The sequence below is a fragment of the Maribacter sp. TH_r10 genome (assembly GCF_033101095.1).
In the GTDB taxonomy this organism is placed as follows: Bacteria; Bacteroidota; Bacteroidia; order Flavobacteriales; family Flavobacteriaceae; genus Maribacter_A; species Maribacter_A luteus.
Map to the genome: position 1 here is coordinate 90,190 of NZ_JAWMPY010000002.1, position 18,096 is coordinate 108,285.

General features: G+C 40.3%; 14 protein-coding genes. 8 read left to right on the forward strand and 6 right to left on the reverse strand.

Going from position 1 to position 18,096, the window contains the following annotated elements:
* The first annotated feature begins 127 nt into the window (after nt 1-127).
* From R3X28_RS05745 to R3X28_RS05760, 4 genes are all read left to right on the forward strand, one after another.
* A complete protein-coding gene (locus R3X28_RS05745) occupies nt 128-3,322 on the forward strand; it encodes an efflux RND transporter permease subunit (protein WP_317663199.1) in 3,195 nt (1,064 codons plus the stop codon).
* A gap of 70 nt (nt 3,323-3,392) precedes the next feature.
* Nucleotides 3,393-3,698: a hypothetical protein gene (locus R3X28_RS05750; RefSeq protein WP_282056384.1), complete on the forward strand. Its 306-nt coding sequence runs from the start codon at nt 3,393-3,395 to the stop codon at nt 3,696-3,698.
* A gap of 22 nt (nt 3,699-3,720) precedes the next feature.
* Nucleotides 3,721-3,906, forward strand: a complete 186-nt coding sequence (locus tag R3X28_RS05755) for a DUF2892 domain-containing protein (protein ID WP_282056386.1) — start codon at nt 3,721-3,723, stop codon at nt 3,904-3,906.
* 459 nt (nt 3,907-4,365) lie between these two features.
* The gene (locus R3X28_RS05760; RefSeq protein ID WP_154369891.1) at nt 4,366-5,244 is read left to right on the forward strand and encodes an AraC family transcriptional regulator; all 879 of its coding nucleotides are present in this window, start codon (nt 4,366-4,368) and stop codon (nt 5,242-5,244) included.
* Here R3X28_RS05760 and R3X28_RS05765 read toward each other — a convergent pair.
* The 4 genes from R3X28_RS05765 to R3X28_RS05780 are packed head-to-tail and all read right to left on the reverse strand — an operon-like array spanning nt 5,241 to nt 10,139.
* Complete coding sequence (locus R3X28_RS05765) at nt 5,241-6,446, reverse strand: AGE family epimerase/isomerase (protein ID WP_317663203.1); 1,206 nt, start codon at nt 6,444-6,446, stop codon at nt 5,241-5,243. The two genes, R3X28_RS05760 and R3X28_RS05765, sit on opposite strands and share 4 nt — an antisense overlap.
* Nucleotides 6,447-6,462: 16 nt before the next feature.
* Complete coding sequence (locus R3X28_RS05770) at nt 6,463-7,650, reverse strand: glycosidase (RefSeq protein WP_317663205.1); 1,188 nt, start codon at nt 7,648-7,650, stop codon at nt 6,463-6,465.
* Nucleotides 7,651-7,652: 2 nt separating this feature from the next.
* Nucleotides 7,653-9,056, reverse strand: a complete 1,404-nt coding sequence (locus tag R3X28_RS05775) for an MFS transporter (RefSeq protein ID WP_317663207.1) — start codon at nt 9,054-9,056, stop codon at nt 7,653-7,655.
* Nucleotides 9,057-9,092: 36 nt separating this feature from the next.
* On the reverse strand, nt 9,093-10,139 hold the full coding sequence (locus R3X28_RS05780; RefSeq protein WP_317663209.1) for a glycoside hydrolase family 26 protein: 1,047 nt from the start codon (nt 10,137-10,139) through the stop codon (nt 9,093-9,095).
* Nucleotides 10,140-10,546: 407 nt separating this feature from the next.
* On the opposite strand from R3X28_RS05780, the gene R3X28_RS05785 reads away from it, so the two are divergent.
* The gene (locus R3X28_RS05785) at nt 10,547-12,268 is read left to right on the forward strand and encodes a GMC family oxidoreductase (RefSeq protein ID WP_317663212.1); all 1,722 of its coding nucleotides are present in this window, start codon (nt 10,547-10,549) and stop codon (nt 12,266-12,268) included.
* Between the two features lie 4 nt (nt 12,269-12,272).
* Entirely contained in the window at nt 12,273-12,995 is a 723-nt protein-coding gene (locus R3X28_RS05790) for a gluconate 2-dehydrogenase subunit 3 family protein (RefSeq protein WP_179955179.1), read from the forward strand.
* A 328-nt stretch (nt 12,996-13,323) separates the two neighbouring features.
* Here R3X28_RS05790 and R3X28_RS05795 read toward each other — a convergent pair whose 3' ends face one another.
* Both R3X28_RS05795 and R3X28_RS05800 read right to left on the reverse strand, forming a co-directional pair.
* Complete coding sequence (locus R3X28_RS05795; protein ID WP_317663214.1) at nt 13,324-15,105, reverse strand: arylsulfatase; 1,782 nt, start codon at nt 15,103-15,105, stop codon at nt 13,324-13,326.
* A gap of 77 nt (nt 15,106-15,182) precedes the next feature.
* The gene (locus tag R3X28_RS05800; RefSeq protein WP_317663216.1) at nt 15,183-16,316 is read right to left on the reverse strand and encodes a glycoside hydrolase family 130 protein; all 1,134 of its coding nucleotides are present in this window, start codon (nt 16,314-16,316) and stop codon (nt 15,183-15,185) included.
* 107 nt (nt 16,317-16,423) lie between these two features.
* On the opposite strand from R3X28_RS05800, the gene R3X28_RS05805 reads away from it, so the two are divergent.
* A complete protein-coding gene (locus R3X28_RS05805; RefSeq protein ID WP_317663218.1) occupies nt 16,424-17,137 on the forward strand; it encodes a M15 family metallopeptidase in 714 nt (237 codons plus the stop codon).
* 15 nt (nt 17,138-17,152) lie between these two features.
* Nucleotides 17,153-18,064 carry an alpha/beta hydrolase gene (locus R3X28_RS05810; RefSeq protein WP_154369873.1) on the forward strand — a complete coding sequence of 304 codons (912 nt, stop codon included), beginning with the start codon at nt 17,153-17,155 and terminating at the stop codon, nt 18,062-18,064.
* Nucleotides 18,065-18,096 lie beyond the last annotated feature (32 nt).

Consider the following 18,096-nt stretch of genomic DNA (forward strand, 5'->3'; position numbering starts at 1 on the left):
GCGGTTACCCCGCATCCGCAAAAGCGGGAGGAGTAAAAGTGAAAAGCCCGGCCTGCACGAATTTCATAAGGTTTTGAACCAAATGAAAGGAGTGAAAGGAACGCCAAAAAACTTAATAATATAAAACATGAAGGAAGGATTAGCTGGCAAAATCGCCAAATTATTCATAGGATCCAAATTAACGGTACTTCTGATGATCGTATTCATGGTCATCGGGGTGTACAGCTCCTTTTTGATTCCGAGGGAAGAGGAACCGCAGATTGATGTGCCCATGGCCGATATCTTCGTAGGGTATCCTGGGGCGAGTCCGACCGAAGTGGAATCAAGGGTGGCCAAACCACTCGAAAAATTGATTTCAAACATAAAAGGGGTCGAGTACGTGTATTCAACTTCGATGAAAGAGCAGGGAATGGTAATCGTTCAATTCTACGTTGGGGAAGATATTGAACGTTCATTCGTAAAACTCTATAATGAGATCAATAAGCATATGGACGTTATGCCAGAGGGAGTAACTTTCCCATTGGTAAAAACGCGTTCTATCGATGATGTTCCGATGTTGGGCTTAACGTTGTGGAGTGAGAGTTATGACGACTACCGAATTAAGCAAATCGCCCAAGAACTTACTGATGAGATCGGAAAGATAAACGATGTTTCGGCCACACAGAAAATAGGGGGTAGAAATAGGCAATTACGGGTGGTCCTTGATAAGGAAAAGATGGCCGAAAGTGGATTGGATTTTATAAGCGTGGCCCAAATGATCAAAGCCAATAACCAACAATTAGGTGGTGGGTCTTTTGATAAGAACGATACGGAGTTTACCGTAAGTACCGGGAATTTTCTTGAAACTCCGGAAGATGTGGAAAATTTAGTGGTTGGTGTTCAGCAGAATAGGCCTATTTACCTAAAGCAGATCGCAAGCATTCAGGACGGACCTGAAATTCCAAAAAATTACGTGTCCCTTGGATTTGGGCAGGCGAGTGAAAAAGCCGGGGATTTTAAATCGGAATATCCTGCGGTAACCATTTCGGTCGCGAAACGAAAAGGGGCCGATGCCATGAAAATTTCCGATGTAATCTTGGATAAAGTGGAGCATTTGAAAAAGACCTTGATTCCTGATGATGTTCATTTAGAGGTGACAAGGAACTATGGGGAAACAGCCTCCCATAAGGTGTCTGAGCTATTGATGCACTTGATCGGGGCGATAATCGCCGTGACCTTTGTGGTTATGTTGGCAATGGGCTGGCGAGGTGGTTTGGTCGTGTTCTTATCTGTTCCTATTACGTTTGCTTTGACTTTATTGAGTTACTATATGCTCGATTATACACTGAACAGAATCACGCTTTTTGCCTTGGTTTTCGTAACAGGTATCGTGGTCGACGATTCGATTATTATAGCGGAGAACATGCACCGGCATTTTAAAATGAAAAGATTGCCGTTTAAACAGGCGGCTTTGTATGCGATCAACGAAGTTGGTAACCCTACCATTTTAGCAACATTTACGGTAATCGCCTCCGTATTGCCGATGGCTTTCGTTTCGGGATTAATGGGGCCTTATATGAGTCCTATGCCTATAGGTGCATCGATAGCCATGTTATTGTCGTTGTTCGTTGCTTTGACGATTACCCCTTATTTGGGTTATATTTTCTTAAGGGAAAAGGAGAAAAAAGGAGAAGAAGCGAAAGAGGAGAAACCCATGCAGGATTCTTTTATTTATCGCATGTATGAAAAGTTTGAAAAACCTTTGATCGAGAATAAAAGCAAAAGATGGTTGTTCTTGGGGATTACGTTCTTTCTATTACTTGGGTCAGTGGCCTTGTTCTTTACCAAATCGGTAGCGGTGAAAATGTTGCCTTTTGATAACAAGAATGAGTTTCAGGTGGTCATTGATATGCCCGAGGGAACGACTTTGGAACGAACCGGAGTGGTTGCCAAGGAGATAGCCCAATATTTGGCCACAAGGCCAGAGGTGGTCAATTATCAAACCTATGTGGGAACATCGGCACCTATCACTTTTAATGGACTTGTGCGTCATTATGATCTACGTGGTGGCAGTAATATGGCCGATATTCAAGTTAACTTGATAGATAAAGGGGAACGAAGTGAACAAAGTCATGACATAGCAAGTTTGTTGCGACCAGAGATCCAACGAATAGGAGAAAAATTCAACGCGAATGTCAAAATCGTAGAGGTGCCACCAGGGCCTCCTGTAATGTCGACCATAGTGGGTGAAATTTATGGTCCTGATTATGATAAACAGATAGATATTGCCAATCAGGTTCAGAATATCCTGAAAAATACCGATGATGTGGTAGATGTGGATTGGATGGTGGAAGCCGACCAAGTCGAATATGAATTTATCATTGATAAGGAAAAAGCCATGTTGTACGGTGTTGCGCCACAACAGATCGCGCATACCATGAATATGGCATTGTCAGAAAGGGCTGTGACCAATTTGTACGATGAGGATGCCACGACCCAAGTTGGTTTGATTTTGGCTTTGGACGAAAAGGAGAAATCCACTATTGGTGATATAGCTCAATTAAAAGTGAAGTCACAACAAGGTAACATGGTTACTATCGGGGACCTGGTAGCAGTTCAAAAATCTACAAGGGCGAAAAGTATCTATCGAAAGAACCAGAAAAGGGTAGTATATGTCTTAGCCGATATGGCCGGGGAATTGGAAAGTCCCGTATACGCTATTTTGGGAATGACCGATAAATTGAAAGAATTGAACCTTCCCGAAGGTTATGCAATAGACGAACTTTATATAAAACAGCCCGATTTTGAAGATGACTATACAGTAAAATGGGATGGTGAATGGCAAATAACCTTAGAGGTTTTTCGTGATTTGGGTATCGCTTTCCTTGGGGTTATCGTAATCATTTACATTTTGATCGTCGGTTGGTTCCAGAACTTTAAGGCACCTGTTGTAATGATGGTGGCCATTCCACTTTCTTTAGTGGGTATTGTGTTGGGGCACTGGTTATTGGGGGCTTTCTTTACGGCCACTTCTTTTATTGGTATGATTGCCCTGGCGGGTATCATGGTAAGGAACTCCGTGTTGCTGATCGATTTTGTAAACCTACGTTTGGCAGAGGGTATTCCCATTAAACAAGCGGTTATAGAGGCTGGAGCTGTACGTACAACCCCGATTTTGCTAACGGCAGGCACCGTTGTTATCGGAGCATTCGTGATTCTGTTCGATCCCATTTTCCAAGGATTGGCCATTTCGTTAATGGGGGGTACCATTGTATCGACAGTACTTACGCTTTTGGTGGTGCCATTGGTTTACTACATGATAGAGCGCAAGAATTACAAATAAGGGCGTAATTAAAAGAAGCGCTTTGTTTTTTGATTGATTCAATTACTAATGACAAAAAAGTTTTAGAGGTATGAAGCTATTAATGGTAACTGTGGTTGAGCAGTATGAGAAAAAGGTAATGGACCTTTTTAAAAAAGCCGAAATAGAGAATTTCAGCGGTTCTGATATTGATGGCTATAAAAATCCTATTTCCCTTATGATGAAATCTACATGGTTTCCCAATGTAAAGGGAGGTGTTGAGTCGAGTCTGTTTTTTTCATTTACCGAGGCAAACAAAATCGATGTACTTTTTGAACTGATCAAGGAGTTCAACGAAAATCTGGAAACCAATAATCCTATTAAGGCGATTGTTGTTCCCGTTGAAAAAAGTATTTAAGTTAAATTAAAAAACGTATAACATGTTGAATAAGTATTTTAGGGTTATTGTTGGTAGTTTCATTCTATTAAGTGTTGTATTGGCAGTTTATGTGAATATTAATTGGTTGTGGTTTACCGTGTTCATTGGTGTCAATATGATTCAATCCGCATTTACGAAATGGTGTTTGTTAGAATCCATATTATTAAAGCTCGGGGTTGAAAAATAAATTTTAGAGGGAATTCAAATCTTTAGGCAATAAACTTTTTTTTGATTCTTTGAGTAGTTATCCAAGCTCCTATGCGGCTTTGGTTTTTAACGGCAAATTATAAAAACAATACCTTTGTCCATTATGGGCAAAGGTGTTGTGGTTAAACAAAAAACTAACTCAATGCAAAAATTATGATTACATTCTTACTCAATTTTGTCATTTATGTGGTAAGTTGTGTACAGAATGCCTTGTTTTTATTGTTATTTCATTGATTATTAGTAAAAATCATTCGATCCAATATAATCAAATGACAACTCTATTTGTCTAAAAAGTGATATTTTGAGAAAAATTCATTAAATTGCTTAGACCAAATAGCATTAAATACATTACCTATTCAAATCTAAATAAATAAGTTAGGGTTTAGTTCCAATATTTTGTCATTTGGGTAATGTATTACTTCAAAAACAACCGCAAGTGATGGATATTCTTAAAAAAATTCACAGGGAAATCGTTACCCTGTCTTCAGAGGATAGTTTTTTAGTAGAGGATCGTACCAAAGAGTTTTTTGATTACCCTATACATTTTCATCCAGAGTTTGAACTGAATTTTATTTTAAATGGAAAAGGGGTTCGTAGGATTGTTGGTGATAGTATGGAAGAGATAGATGAAGTAGAGCTGGTTTTGGTTGGGCCCAATCTATATCACGTATGGGAAAAGCACGTATGTGAAAATAAGAAGATCAGGGAGGTGACCATTCAATTTCAAAATGACCTCCTTGATGATGGATTATTACATAGAAGTGTAATGCGGCCGATAAGGGAAATGTTCGAAAGGGCTTCCCATGGTATATTATTTTCCCAAGAAGTATCACTGTCCCTTAAAAATAGGTTGTTGAAAGTTTCAAAAATGGGTGGTATGGATAATTTTATGGAGATACTATCCATTCTTTATGATCTTGCCATTTCAAGAAACCAACGTTTGCTTTCTACTTTAACCCCTGAGCCCCCAAATTTTGAGCATAGCAACAAGATAAAAAAGTTATATGAATTCGTGCAGCAGAATTATGCCCGTAAGGTTACTTTGACCGAGGCTGCGGAATTGGTAAATATGAGTAGTGTATCATTCAATAGGTTTATTAAAAAAAGAACAGGTAAAACTTTTGTTGATTACCTGAACGAAGTACGCATAGGGTACGCATCGAAATTCTTGATCGAGCGCGATCTGGCGATTTCCGAAATAGCCTTTATTTGTGGTTTTAATAGCATTGCCAATTTCAACAGGGTGTTCAAAAAGAATAAGAAAAGGACCCCGACCAAGTTTCGTGAAGATTTTTCAGGAATTAAGAGGGTTCTTTAACCGCACTTTTCATTTATTTTGGTAATCACTTCAATCATGGCCCTACTATTGTGGTAGGGACATTTCCATGGTCCTACTTTATCTTCTGAGGTGTAGGGTTTTCCGTTTGAGTCGACCCTGAAAAACCATTCGCCATTTTTATGGTCAATGATATGTTTTTTTGTAAATCCCCAAATCTTGAAAGCCGTATTGAAATAGGCATCATCATGTGATAAATGCCATGCATGGACCAGGCCTACCATTGCTTCGGCCTGCGGCCACCAATGTTTGTCGTCATCAAGCTCCCTAGTCAGGGTATCCTGAGCATTGAATACCCCAAAATCTTTGTCCAATGCCTCGTCAATAAAGGTATTGGTCACTTTTATTAGGAGAGTTTTCGTTTTTTCTATTAAAGGTTTATTGTTGATTGTTCGTGCCCCAACGAGCAATAACCAGGCCGCTTCAATGTCATGCCCATAGGATATTTCAGTAGAGAGGCTTTTCCAATCATTGGTAAAGAATAAATCCAAATGGTTGTTGTTCAAGAAAATCCTATTCAGGAACAGATCGTATAGCCTTTCCAATGAGTTTTTCACCTTAATGTCCTTGGTTACCTCATATAGTATCGTATAGGCTTCTAAAACGTGTAAATGGGTGTTTGTGGTTTTTGGGGCATTAACCTCTTTTTCGCTAAGCCTCAGGTCTTCTATGGAACTCCAGTTTTCATCGAAAGCCTCAATATAGCCGCCTAATTCCATATCATACGAATGCTCTTCCAACAAGGCATATATTTCTTTTGCCCAGTTAAGTGCTTGGATGTTGGTACTGTATTTATAGTATTCGGCCAATGCATAGATACAAAAAGCTTGGGCGTAAACTTGTTTTCTTTTGTTTGATGGTTTTCCGGTATGATCAACCTCCCAAAAGACACCTCCTGATTTTTTATCCCTAAAATAATCGTACAGGTAATCAAAGGCTATTTGGCACTCGGCATCGTACCTATTATCCTGAAAAAAGTTGTTTGCTCGTGAGAACGACCATAAGATCCGTGTGTTCAATATGACTCCTTTTGGGGCTTTTTCCACGATTTTGTTGTTATGGTCAATACGTCCTACGAAACCACCATGATCAAGATCTTTGGTCGTGTTCTTCCAATAGTCAAGTATACGGTTAAGTTCCATTTGTAATTGAAAGGAAACTTCGATAGGGTCGTTCAGTGTCATGCCTAGGGGTTTATCTTTAATATTTTCCTTTGTTCTTTTCGATCAAGCTGTAAATGAGTTCTACCGATCCCCTTGAGGTGAGTTTGTCTTCTGGTGTGTTCTTGCAGTAATCAATTAAGATTTCAATCTTAGAAGTCGCTACATGCATACGTGTGTCAGAAGATGCATAATAAATAAATACATCGCCATTTTCATCATTTATCCACCCATTTGCAAAGAGTACATTGCCGACATCACCGATTATTTCTTGATCGTCTGGCGCCATAAAGTACCCAGCCGGTTGATGGATTACTTTGGAGACATCATTTAGGTCTGTCATGAACAAATAGAGTACATACCTTAGTCCGGCTGCCGTATTTCTTACGCCATGAGCCAGATGCAGCCAGCCTTCCTTTGTTTTTATAGGGGATGGTCCCTGGCCATTCTTTAACTCATAGACCGTATGGTATTCCTTGGGATTGATGATGACCTCGTTCATCACCTTCGGATGTTTCATGTCATCTACGTAACCTAATCCGATTCCACCACCGGCACCAGTTTCTATAAAGCCGTCCTGGGGCCTAGTGTATATGCCGTATTTGCCACACACGAATTCGGGGTGCAAGGTTACGTTGCGCTGTTGGTTAGAGTCGGAAATCAAATCTGGCAATCGTTCCCAGTTTATCAGGTCTTTGGATCTGATGATACCCGCATTGGCTATAGCGGATGAAGTATCGGATTCCGGGGCATTTGGGTCTTTTCTTTCTGTACAGAAAATGCCGTAAATGAATCCGTCTTCATGTAAGGTGAGGCGCATGTCGTATACATTCACATCGGGGTCATTGGTTTGGGGCAGTAGTATGGGTTTATCCCAGAATTCGAAATTATCGATGCCATTTGGGCTTTGCGCAAGGGCGAAGAACGATTTTCTGTCCTTTCCTTCAACCCTAAGGGCCAGTATATATTTATTGTTCCATTTGATAGCTCCGGCATTGAATGTTGCATTGACACCGATTCTTTCCAATACATTGGGGTTTGTATCGGTATTCAGGTCAAATCGCCAATGCAAAGGAGTGTGTGCCGCTGTAACAATAGGATATTTGTATTTTGTGAATAACCTTGAGGGATGGGGTATTGCTATATTTTTTCGTTGGATGAATTCCTTGTGTTCATCGAACAATTTCTGAATGATTTCGTTTTTAGACTGCTCTTTTAATTTGGACATGGCTATTTTTCTGTATTGGGTTCTTTATTTCTTCTTAGGCTCAATTCCTTGTTTATCTTGATCATGAAATTATCGTCTAGTTTATAGAAAATCATGAAAATGGATGATATCAATGCTCCTAGAGCAGGTAAAACACTCATCATGAGTCGAATACCGGTTTTTGCTTCTTCTGTTTGATCCATGTTGGCTTCAAATCCATAATAAGCCAAAATCCAACCAGTGAGGGCGCCTCCGAGGGTCCATCCCATTTTCTGTGACATAGAGGAAGATGAAAATATAAGTCCGGTCGCCCTACGGCCGGTTTCCCATTCGGAGTAGTCCGCAATATCCGCATACATGGACCATAGTAGGGGAAAAACGATTCCTGCGCAAATACTGATCAAGAATTGAAATGTGAAAATCAATGACAATTGTTCGGCACCAAAAAAGAAGAATATGCAGCTTAATACGGTTGCTAGGATCATGGCGCCCATAAATGTCTTCTTTTTCCCTATCGCATCCGAGATGGGCTTGGCTAAAACCACACCGATTATATTGGCGGCTTGGCCAAGTACCAAGTAAAGTGTACTATAAGTCAAGGGGACGTTCAATAGAGGCAGTTGAAACGCTTCTTGGGATACAAAATAGTATTTGAAATAATAGATGGTAGACCCATCGCGAATGGAGTTGAAAATAAGCGTGAATATCCCAGCACCCAGTAAAATGAACCATGGGACGTTTTTGGCCAAATCCTTTAGGTCTGACCGTAGGTCGGTTTTTTGTTCTTTAGGCGGTTGAATGCGTTCTCTGGTCAAATAAAAGGTTCCAAAGAAGAAAATAGCCGCGATAACACCATAGATGGTCATGGTTTGTTGCCATCCTTTCTGGGGGTTTATAATCCCTTGGTCATTGCTGAGGTATTCTACAAGGGGTTCTGCAGTGGCAAGCACTAAGATACTGCCGGCAAAAGCAAAAATGAATCGGAATGAGGCCAATGAGGTCCGATCCTTTAAGTTTGAGGTCATTACGCCCAAAAGGGACGCATAAGGCACGTTTACCGCAGTATAAACGATCATCATAAGACAATAGGTTACATAGGCGTAGATTATTTTTGAAGAAGTCGTTAGGTCGGGTGTAGTGAACGTAAGGACCCCAAAAAGGGCAAACGGAATGGCCATCCAAAGTAAATAAGGCCTGAACTTTCCCCACTTGGTATTCGTTCGGTCGGCAAGGATTCCCATAATTGGGTCGTTGAGACCGTCAAAAATCCGGGTTACCAAGAACATTGTGCCCACAACAGCTGCAGATATTCCAAAAACATCGGTATAGAAAAACAATAGGTATACGCTGAACATTTTCCAGAACATCGAAGAGGCGAAATCCCCGAAACCATAGCCTGCTTTTTCTTTTAACTTTAGTTTTTCCATAATATACTTTTCTGGCCTCAGGATTTTTATAAAAGATTAGTTGATTTTCTTTAATTTTTTCAAAAAAAGTACATTGGGCAACTTCTGGAATTTTTTGAAATCTGGACTGCTTTTTTGGCCTTTAAAGGGTACATAGTAGTGATTGGGCCATGCGTTTCTCCAAAAAAGGGCCCATGAGATGCCTTTATCAGCAATATTTTTATCGAGCACCTCTGTCCACCAATTGTCGACCGTAACCATATTCAATCCTCCTTCTGTCATGGCATAGGGTTTCTTTTTCTTTTTGGCGATCTTAGCAAGGATATTTAGGTTGTTGTTGAGCAGTTGAATGTATTCTTCGGTGGAATTCTTATGGTAAAGGTCTATACCTAAAATATCTACATGTTCATCCCCGGGATAAAATTTCAAGTATTCCCCTTCATCTTTTATTGCATCCGTCGAATAGCAATATAATAGGTTATGTACATTGTTGTTTATGGTTAGAAACTCGAATGTCTCTATCCACAGTCTTTTAAATTCCTCGGGGGTACAATTGCCATGACCCCACCAAAACCATGAACCGTTCATTTCGTGGTACGGTCTAAATACCACGGGGATGGGTTTTCCTGAATCGCTTTTGAGACTTTTCATGAAATCAGCTACTTTTATGAGCCAACTTCGATATTTTGGATGCAGTGCCCCGCCTTGTAATACCTCTGAAACGGCTGGTGAGGGGTCCCATGCGGATTTAAGGGTGACCGGGTTGTCAGGATGCCAACTTAAAGTTATGATACCCCCATTTTTATGGGCTTTTTTAATAAGGTTGCCCATAAGTTTAAAATTCACCGTATCTAAATTTTGTGTGTGTCCCAATTCAAGATGTCCTAATTCAAATCCGTAAACCCCGGGAAAATCCCCTGTAACATCATGTACATCACTTCTATGATCATTACCATTGTTTTTCCAACCCATACCATAGGCCGTTGCATCTTGGTGGCCAAACGCATAACCTGTTTTTGGTATTTCCTTGATTCGCATCATTAAATATTTTGTGGACATGTCCGCTTTGCGATCGGCCAATACCTGAACAGAAGATTGTTTCATAAGACTTGTTTTACAGGATAAAAAAGTAGAACCCAATACGACAAAAAGTAAATATTTTGAAAGTCTATTGTACATCATATGGTTATCAGTGGTAAATTGATTGGTACTTGGACATTAAAAGTATTAAGTCCTGAGTGCATTTTTATATACTATTTTGTCATAAGCTTGAAGGAATAACACATCGATGATTCTTTATGTTAAAAGAAGCATTGAAAAATCTGCATTTTTATGAGGATACTTTATAATTTTAGGGGAAAATTTGAGAGAACAAAAATTGATTATTGAGACTATTTTGTCAAAATATTATGTTATAGTTTCAAAAGCATTCGGTGGTAGATTTGATTGGGTGAAAAGGCAGTTTTTTAAAGGTATAATTTTTAACTTGTGGCTTCAAGTGATTTTCTACTATGCAGATTAAAGAATTAACTGAAGTCTATGATGTCATCATCGTAGGCTCAGGTGCAGGTGGCGGTATGGCTACCAAACAATTGGCAGATGCCGGTTTAAACGTTGCAGTGGTCGAGGCAGGACCTTTTTTCGACCCCAAGAATCCAGAACAGATGACCCAATTTAAGTGGCCTTATGAGTCACCCAGGAGGGGTGCACCCAAGACCCGTGATTTTGGTGAGTGGGATATGGCCTATGGGGGTTGGGAAATTGAAGGTGAACCTTATACCCATACCGAAGGCACCAAATTCGATTGGTTCAGGTCGCACATGCTGGGAGGCAGAACCAATCACTGGGGGCGTATTTCGTTACGATTCGGCCCTAAGGATTTTAAACATAAGGATGTTGATGGGTATGGGGATAATTGGCCCATAAGCTATGAAGATGTAAAACCTTATTATGACAAAGTGGATAAATTGATCGGCGTTTTTGGTAGTAAGGAAGGGCGACCCAATGATCCGGACGGTTTTTTTCTCCCTCCTCCCAAACCAAGATTGCACGAACTTTTTTATATCAATGGGGCAAAAAAGTCTGGGATTCCCGTTATTCCGGGGCGACTTTCAATGCTTACGAAGAAAATAAACAATGACCGTGGTATATGTTTTTATTGCGGACAATGTTCACGCTCCTGTTCGGTTTATGCTGACTTCTCTTCAGGGAGTTGTTTAATATTCCCGGCACAGAAAAATGGTGGAAGGGTAAAAATATTCGTGAATTCAGTAGTTCGTGAAGTGACGACCAATGAAGAAGGTAAAGCAACCGGGGTGTCCTATATAAGTAAGGATGATAGAAAAGAGTACAAGCTTAAAGCAAAAGTCGTGGTGCTCGCGGCATCGGCCTGTAGTTCGGCTAGGATATTATTGAATTCAAAAAGCAAACAACACCCTAATGGTCTGGGTAATAGCAGTAACCATGTGGGCAAGTATTTACACGATTCTACCGGGTCAAGTAGAACAGGGTTCATTCCCGGTTTAATGAACCGTAAAACCTCTTATAATGAAGATGGTGTAGGCGGTATGCATGTGTATTCACCATGGTGGGGCGATAATTCCAAATTGGACTTCCCTAGAGGTTACCACATTGAAGTTTGGGGCGGTATGGGCATGCCCAATTATGGTTTTGGTTATGACCCCAATGAATTCAATAAATTCTTCGGATTGAAAGTCGGAGGATACGGCGATTCCCTCAGAAATGACGTCAAAAAATATTATGGTTCCGTTGTAGGTTTTGGAGGTAGGGGAGAGGCCATTGCCAGAAAGGAGAATTACTGTGAAATTGACCCTACAACAGTGGATAAATTCGGAATTCCCGTATTGAAGTTCAATTATAAATGGTCAGATTTTGAAATAAAACAGGCCAAGCATATGCAAGATACGTTTGAAGAACTTATACATAATATGGGAGGTGAACCTATAGGTAAAAAACCGGGAGCGGAAAAAAATTACGGACTTCTTAATCCTGGTGAGGTTATTCATGAAGTAGGTACCACCCGTATGGGAAACGACCCTAAGACTTCGGTTACAAATAAGTACCAACAATTACATGATGTCGACAATGTTTTTATCGTAGATGCAGGGCCATTTGTTTCCCAGGCCGATAAGAATTGTACTTGGACGATTCTCGCCCTTTCATGGAGGGCATCGGACTATATTATTGAACAGTTGAAACAGCATAATATTTAAATAGGTGGATAGAAGGAAAAGTTTAAAGGCAATAATTTTAGGAGCTGGGGCAGCATCAACCGGTTTGGTTTTTAACGGGTGTAATACTGAAGGAGAACCGACGGTGGAAACCAACATTTCCGAAGGGGCCGAAAAATTCTTTGGAAGAACACCGGAAGAATTGGCCCTGATTGAAAAATTGAACGCAGAAAAATTGTTCAATGCACATGAGATGGAAACCATTACAATTTTAAGTACCATCATTTTACCCCCAAAAGAGCCACACGGTGGCCCAGTTGAGGCCGAGGTACCAGAATTTATAGAGTTCATCGCAAAGGATTATCCCGAAATGCAGGATACTTTGATTGGCGGACTTATGTGGTTAGACCATAAATGTAATACCATGTTCCAGGTCGAGTTTAAAACCGCCACGTTGGAACAGCAAAAACAAATTCTAGATACGATAGCTTTCCACGATCCCGAAATACCGTTAAACGAACAGCCCTTGGAGATCCAATTCTTTCATATGATGCGAGGACTTACGGTCACGGGCTACTATACTTCTAAAGTGGGTATAGCCGATTTAGGGTACAAGGGCAATATGCCCAATGTTTGGGACGGCGTGCCCGAAGATGTTCTGGAGCAGCATGGAGTAGCATATGATCCGGAGTGGATTGCCAAATGTGTGGATCAAAGCAAGCGTGGTATTATTGCAGAGTGGGATGATGAAGGTAATTTGTTGACCTAATTTAGCTTTGATCGCATTCATCACATTCTTTTTTTTGGAATGATGTGGTGCAATATGGGTTGAATAATAGAGACATGACATTAGAAAGCATCCATGGAGGCTCAAAAAGGTTATAATGGAAAAATATTATAGTATGAGGCAATGGGTTAATGTGCGTAGAATTATATTTTACGCCATATTACTGTGTTTACAAAAGGCCTTTTAGGACAGGAACCCAATGATTCGGTTTGGCGCATATATGATGAACCATTGCCTTCAGGAATTGAATTCGAAGCTAAAGCAGAACGAATAGGTTATTTGGATTCAGAGGTTTTAAGAAACTATTGATTTATGAGATTCGTTTAAACAACAGTAACCGAACATCCGGAGCTTGGAGACCTTTAATTTCAGGTGCTTTTAATTTTAAGGTAGCCCTTCCTTTTTTTAGGTTGATGATGCCTAACTTCATAGGAACGAAATCCTTCACATAGGACTCCATTCGAGGATCACGGTCATTCTCCATACCTTTTAACGGCGGGTTATGGGCCTTCAATATTTTCGATGTCAACTTACTTTTTCCAAAACTCAATTCCAAAATAGAGCCTAAACTCTCTTCTGGGCATGTGTAATAAAGTTCAACTTCAAAATTTCCATCGGCCAATACCTCTACATCCCATGTGATTTCATCCTCAATACTGGTCCAATTCGTAAAAAAGCTACAATTGGGCCATTTATTACTTCGTTCAATTGTTCCGTGGGGAATGCCGTCCCTTGCAGGAATCTGGGTATAAACAAAATCGGGATGCCCTAATGTAATAGGCCTTTCACCTTTCTCAACAGTGTTTTCGACAGATTCGGATTGCCAATAATGTTTTATGTTGGCCAATGAGTCGCGGAGTTTCGGTAATTTAGCCGAAAGGTCATGTTCCTGTCCTAGGTCGTTGACCATATTATATAGTCTATTTTCATAATCCAATCTAAATTCCTGGGTTCTGATACTGGTTTTGCCTTGCCAATGGTTAACTAAAACCCTTGGTTTCCATTTTACGGAATCATCAAAAAGTAAAGGTTTTAAATCGACCCCGTCAATAGGGTGTTCGGTTTTTACTTTTATATTGGCCAGACTTGCTAGGGTCGGTAAAATATCAATGGCTCCCGCAATGTGGTTTACGCTTATTCCCATTGGAATATGGTTTTTCCATTTTATAAAGAAAGGAGTGCGCACCCCACCTTCATCCGTTGAACCTTTTTTACCTCTCATTCGGCCATTCCATCGCCATCCATTTGGTCCATTGTCCGAAAGGTATATGACAATGGTGTTTTCTTCCAAATCCAGTTCTTTTAGTTTATCATTGATTCGCCCTACGTTCCAATCAATATTTTCCACCATGGCCAAAGCCGCCTTTGTGAAATTTTCAGGCTCCTTTTCTGATCCATGATAGGTCATGCCAAGTTTTTTGTTCTTGAATCTATCCCAAAATGCATCGGGTACTTGCATAGGGCTATGCGGTGTATTGTAAGGTAGGTAAAGGAAGAAAGGTTCTTTTTTGTTCTTGTCTATAAAATCCAAACCATGATCGGTAAGGTCATCTGCCAAAAAACCTTTACCCTTTACGATTTTTCCATTGTGTTCCAGCATAGGATTGAAATAGTTTCCCCAGTGCCCTGATGCAAAACCATAATAGTCATCGAAGCCTCTAGCGTTTGGATGGTACGGGGGTTGCATTCCATTATGCCATTTGCCATAGGCAGCTGTTTTATAGCCGGCTTGTTTGAATATTTCAGCTATGGTGGTTTCTCCTAAATTGAACCGTTCCCCACCGGCTGATGTAGAATAGACCCCTGTACGGGCCGCATATCTTCCGGTCAAAAGTTCTGCCCTGGTGGGGGAACATACCGGCTGAACATAAAAATGCTCAAATGAAACACCATTATTACCAAGTGCATCAATATTCGGGGTAGAAAGGTTAGTATTGCCGCTATGGCTTAAATCGCCCCATCCTTGATCATCGGCCATAATCAATATGATATTCGGATGTTGTATTTTTACTATCGGATTTTCTTTGGGACCATCCTGACAGAAATAGCAAATGATTGTAAGCAGAAATATTTTTAAAGATTGGATTTTCATTCTTTATAAACTTGAGATTGAATGTACAAATTCAGCCCCACTTTTAATAACTTGCAATTGTCAATAATTAACTAGATTTAATCTTTGACTGCAAGACCAACCATAGAGTCAGCGGTTCCATAATATAGGAACCATTTGCCCTTAAAATAAACCAAGCCTTCGATAAAGGTAGTGCCGGCCTTGTACTGTCCCGTAATTTCATGGGGAAGATCAGGACAGATGAACGGGGTTTCCAATCTTGCCACTACCTTTGTTGGTTCGTTTTTATCAAAGAGTACCTGTCCGCCGCAGTAGGTGCCTTCCGGTACTTTTGTTGTAGCCCCTTCACCACTTAGGTTTTTGCCATTGTACAATAGTAAAATTCCTTTTTCAGTGTATATAGCCGGTGGTCCGGGTTCGGTGAGGTGACTATCGAATTCATTCGGAGAAGGTTTAAATACATGAAGTAGTTCTCCGTTGGTGTCCAATATAGGGTCCCAATCGATTCCGTTATCCGAAAGGGCCAGATTCACAAAGAGTTCCCCCCAGTACATTAGGTATTTCCCTTTGATTTTCTTGGCCACAAGTTTTCCATTGACCAATTCGGTGACGATTGAGCCGGATTTACTCCAAATATCCAAAAATTTACCGTCATGGGCAGTTTCAAAAACAGGACCTTGCTTCGTCCATTTTTTCAAGTCTTTTGATGTTGCACTGGAAAGTCGTGCTACATCTTTGTTCCAACTTGTATAAAGCATAATATAGCTTCCGTCCGGTGTTTCCACTATTCTAGGGTCTTCAATGCCTCCAGGTTGGTCCCATTTATTGAAGACATCATTATCAGGATAAAGAACCGGTTCTGGATATTTGGTGAAATGAATGCCATCGGTACTGAATGCAAGTCCTATTCTAGAAGTTCTTCCACCTAATATAGCATCCGGATTGTCTTCTGCCCTAAAGAGTAAAAAAACGGTATCGTTCCTTACTATGGCACCTGGATTAAAGACATCGGCTTTTTGCCACTGTACTTGTTCTTTCGATATAGGGTCTAGGAACGTGTAGCTGGAATCGGCCACCATAATGGGGTTTGTGGTTGTTTTTTTGAACCCGAGCATCCATTTTTCGGTAATTGGGCCGTTCTGTTGTTCCGGGATTACCTTTTTATCTTTACACGAAAGGAAACCAAAGAATACAATGATCAGGAAAAATTGTCTAAGTACTATTTTTTTCATGTGAATTTGATGTGTTTGGACTTGGATCAAACAAAGAATTATGTGTAACTTGATCTATCTTAATTCAATCTCTTAAATATAAAGGATTCAAATCACGAAACAGTTTTATGGGCCGATTAATTCTACTTTTTAGTTTGTTGCTAATATCTAGTTGCAAGGAGTCTCCAACAAAAAAGAATATAGAAACCACAACTACATTGGAGGTGGTTGATACGATTCAAACCAAAAAGGAAAAAGACGTTGTAAAAAAATTCAGGACTTTTGAAGGTTTAGCGGATACGACTTTTGTTCGTTTGGCGGATTTCAGTGATGGTTTTGCATATGATATGCGTTACGCCACCACCAATAATTTCCTAAAGGCCAAGGTATATGAATGTGCAGAGTGTTATACCCGGGTAAAAACGGCAAAAGCACTTTTAAAGGCAAATGAAGCTTTTAGGGCAAAAGGGGTAAAGATAAAATTCTTTGATTGTTATAGGCCAAACTCCGTTCAGTATAAAATGTGGGAAATAGTGCCTAATCCGCAATATGTGGCAAATCCTGTAAAAGGTTCTATTCACAACAAGGGAGGCGCTGTTGATATTACATTGGTGACCCTTGAAGGGGAAGAGTTGGATATGGGAACGGATTTCGATTTTTTCGGTAAACGTGCTTACCACGATAACTTTGATTTGCCCAAAGAGGTGTTGGATAATCGAAAATTATTAAAAGAAACCATGGAAAACCATGGGTTCTGGTCCATACGAACCGAATGGTGGCACTATAACCTTTCTGCGGGTTCCAATGATAAGGTGGCTGATTTTAAATGGGATTGCAATTAAAATATTTTAAACACTATGAAATACTATTCACTACTCATTCTTCTTATACTTTCCTACAGCATGGTCGCCCAAGATACTATTATGCCTTTATGGCCTAAAAACAATATCCCGAATCACATAGCCTCTGATGAAAAGGAGGTGCATGAGTATAAAGATATTTTATATATCAGCAAGGTCCAGATGCCAACGATTGAGGTTTATCTTCCTACGGAGCGAAATGCAGTGGGTTCGGCCATGGTTATTTTCCCAGGAGGGGGATATCGTATTCTGGCCTATGATTGGGAAGGTTCGGATATTGCGAAATTTTTAAATGGAAAAGGCATTGCGGCCATTGTCGTAAAATATCGCCTTCCGTCAGATGTCTCCCAAAAAGAGAAATACAATGTGCCCTTGATAGATGCGCAGCGCGCTATACGGTTGGTACGCAGTAAAGCTGAAGATTTTCATATAGATCCGAACAAAATCGGTATTATCGGTTTTTCTGCAGGAGGTCATTTAGCGTCGACCTTAGGTACACATTTTAACGAAGAAGTTTATGATAGAATCGATGATACCGACGATTTAAGCGCTAGACCTGACTTTATGGTTTTGGGTTACCCTGTAATTACTTTCGGTGAAAAAGCCCACGCAGGTTCTAGGATGTTTTTGTTGGGGGAAAATCCTACCCAGGAAATGATCGATCATTTTTCCAATGAAAAACAAGTTACCGAAGATACGCCTCCAACCTTATTGTTTCATGCTACCGATGATGGATCGGTACCTGTAGAGAACAGTTTGTTGTTTTATCAGGCTTTGAAGAATCATGGTGTATCGGCTTCAATGCATATTTATCCGAAAGGGGGTCATGGGTTTTCTTTGGCACTTAAGGACAAACATTTACGTGGCTGGACAGAGCGGATGTTCGAATGGATTGAAAGTTTGGAATAGATTTAAGTTTAAGTGGGTAGTCTATTTTACCT

Bases quoted from the DNA above. Each gene is read 5' to 3' on its own strand.
- R3X28_RS05755 (WP_282056386.1), top strand. From the start codon at position 3,721: ATGTTGAATAAGTATTTTAGGGTTATTGTTGGTAGTTTCATTCTATTA.
- R3X28_RS05750 (WP_282056384.1), top strand. From the start codon at position 3,393: ATGAAGCTATTAATGGTAACTGTGGTTGAGCAGTATGAGAAAAAGGTA.
- R3X28_RS05795 (WP_317663214.1), bottom strand. From the start codon at position 15,105: ATGAAAATCCAATCTTTAAAAATATTTCTGCTTACAATCATTTGCTAT.
- R3X28_RS05785 (WP_317663212.1), top strand. From the start codon at position 10,547: ATGCAGATTAAAGAATTAACTGAAGTCTATGATGTCATCATCGTAGGC.
- R3X28_RS05805 (WP_317663218.1), top strand. From the start codon at position 16,424: ATGGGCCGATTAATTCTACTTTTTAGTTTGTTGCTAATATCTAGTTGC.
- R3X28_RS05775 (WP_317663207.1), bottom strand. From the start codon at position 9,056: ATGGAAAAACTAAAGTTAAAAGAAAAAGCAGGCTATGGTTTCGGGGAT.
- R3X28_RS05765 (WP_317663203.1), bottom strand. From the start codon at position 6,446: ATGACACTGAACGACCCTATCGAAGTTTCCTTTCAATTACAAATGGAA.
- R3X28_RS05770 (WP_317663205.1), bottom strand. From the start codon at position 7,650: ATGTCCAAATTAAAAGAGCAGTCTAAAAACGAAATCATTCAGAAATTG.
- R3X28_RS05810 (WP_154369873.1), top strand. From the start codon at position 17,153: ATGAAATACTATTCACTACTCATTCTTCTTATACTTTCCTACAGCATG.
- R3X28_RS05780 (WP_317663209.1), bottom strand. From the start codon at position 10,139: ATGAAACAATCTTCTGTTCAGGTATTGGCCGATCGCAAAGCGGACATG.
- R3X28_RS05800 (WP_317663216.1), bottom strand. From the start codon at position 16,316: ATGAAAAAAATAGTACTTAGACAATTTTTCCTGATCATTGTATTCTTT.
- R3X28_RS05745 (WP_317663199.1), top strand. From the start codon at position 128: ATGAAGGAAGGATTAGCTGGCAAAATCGCCAAATTATTCATAGGATCC.
- R3X28_RS05760 (WP_154369891.1), top strand. From the start codon at position 4,366: ATGGATATTCTTAAAAAAATTCACAGGGAAATCGTTACCCTGTCTTCA.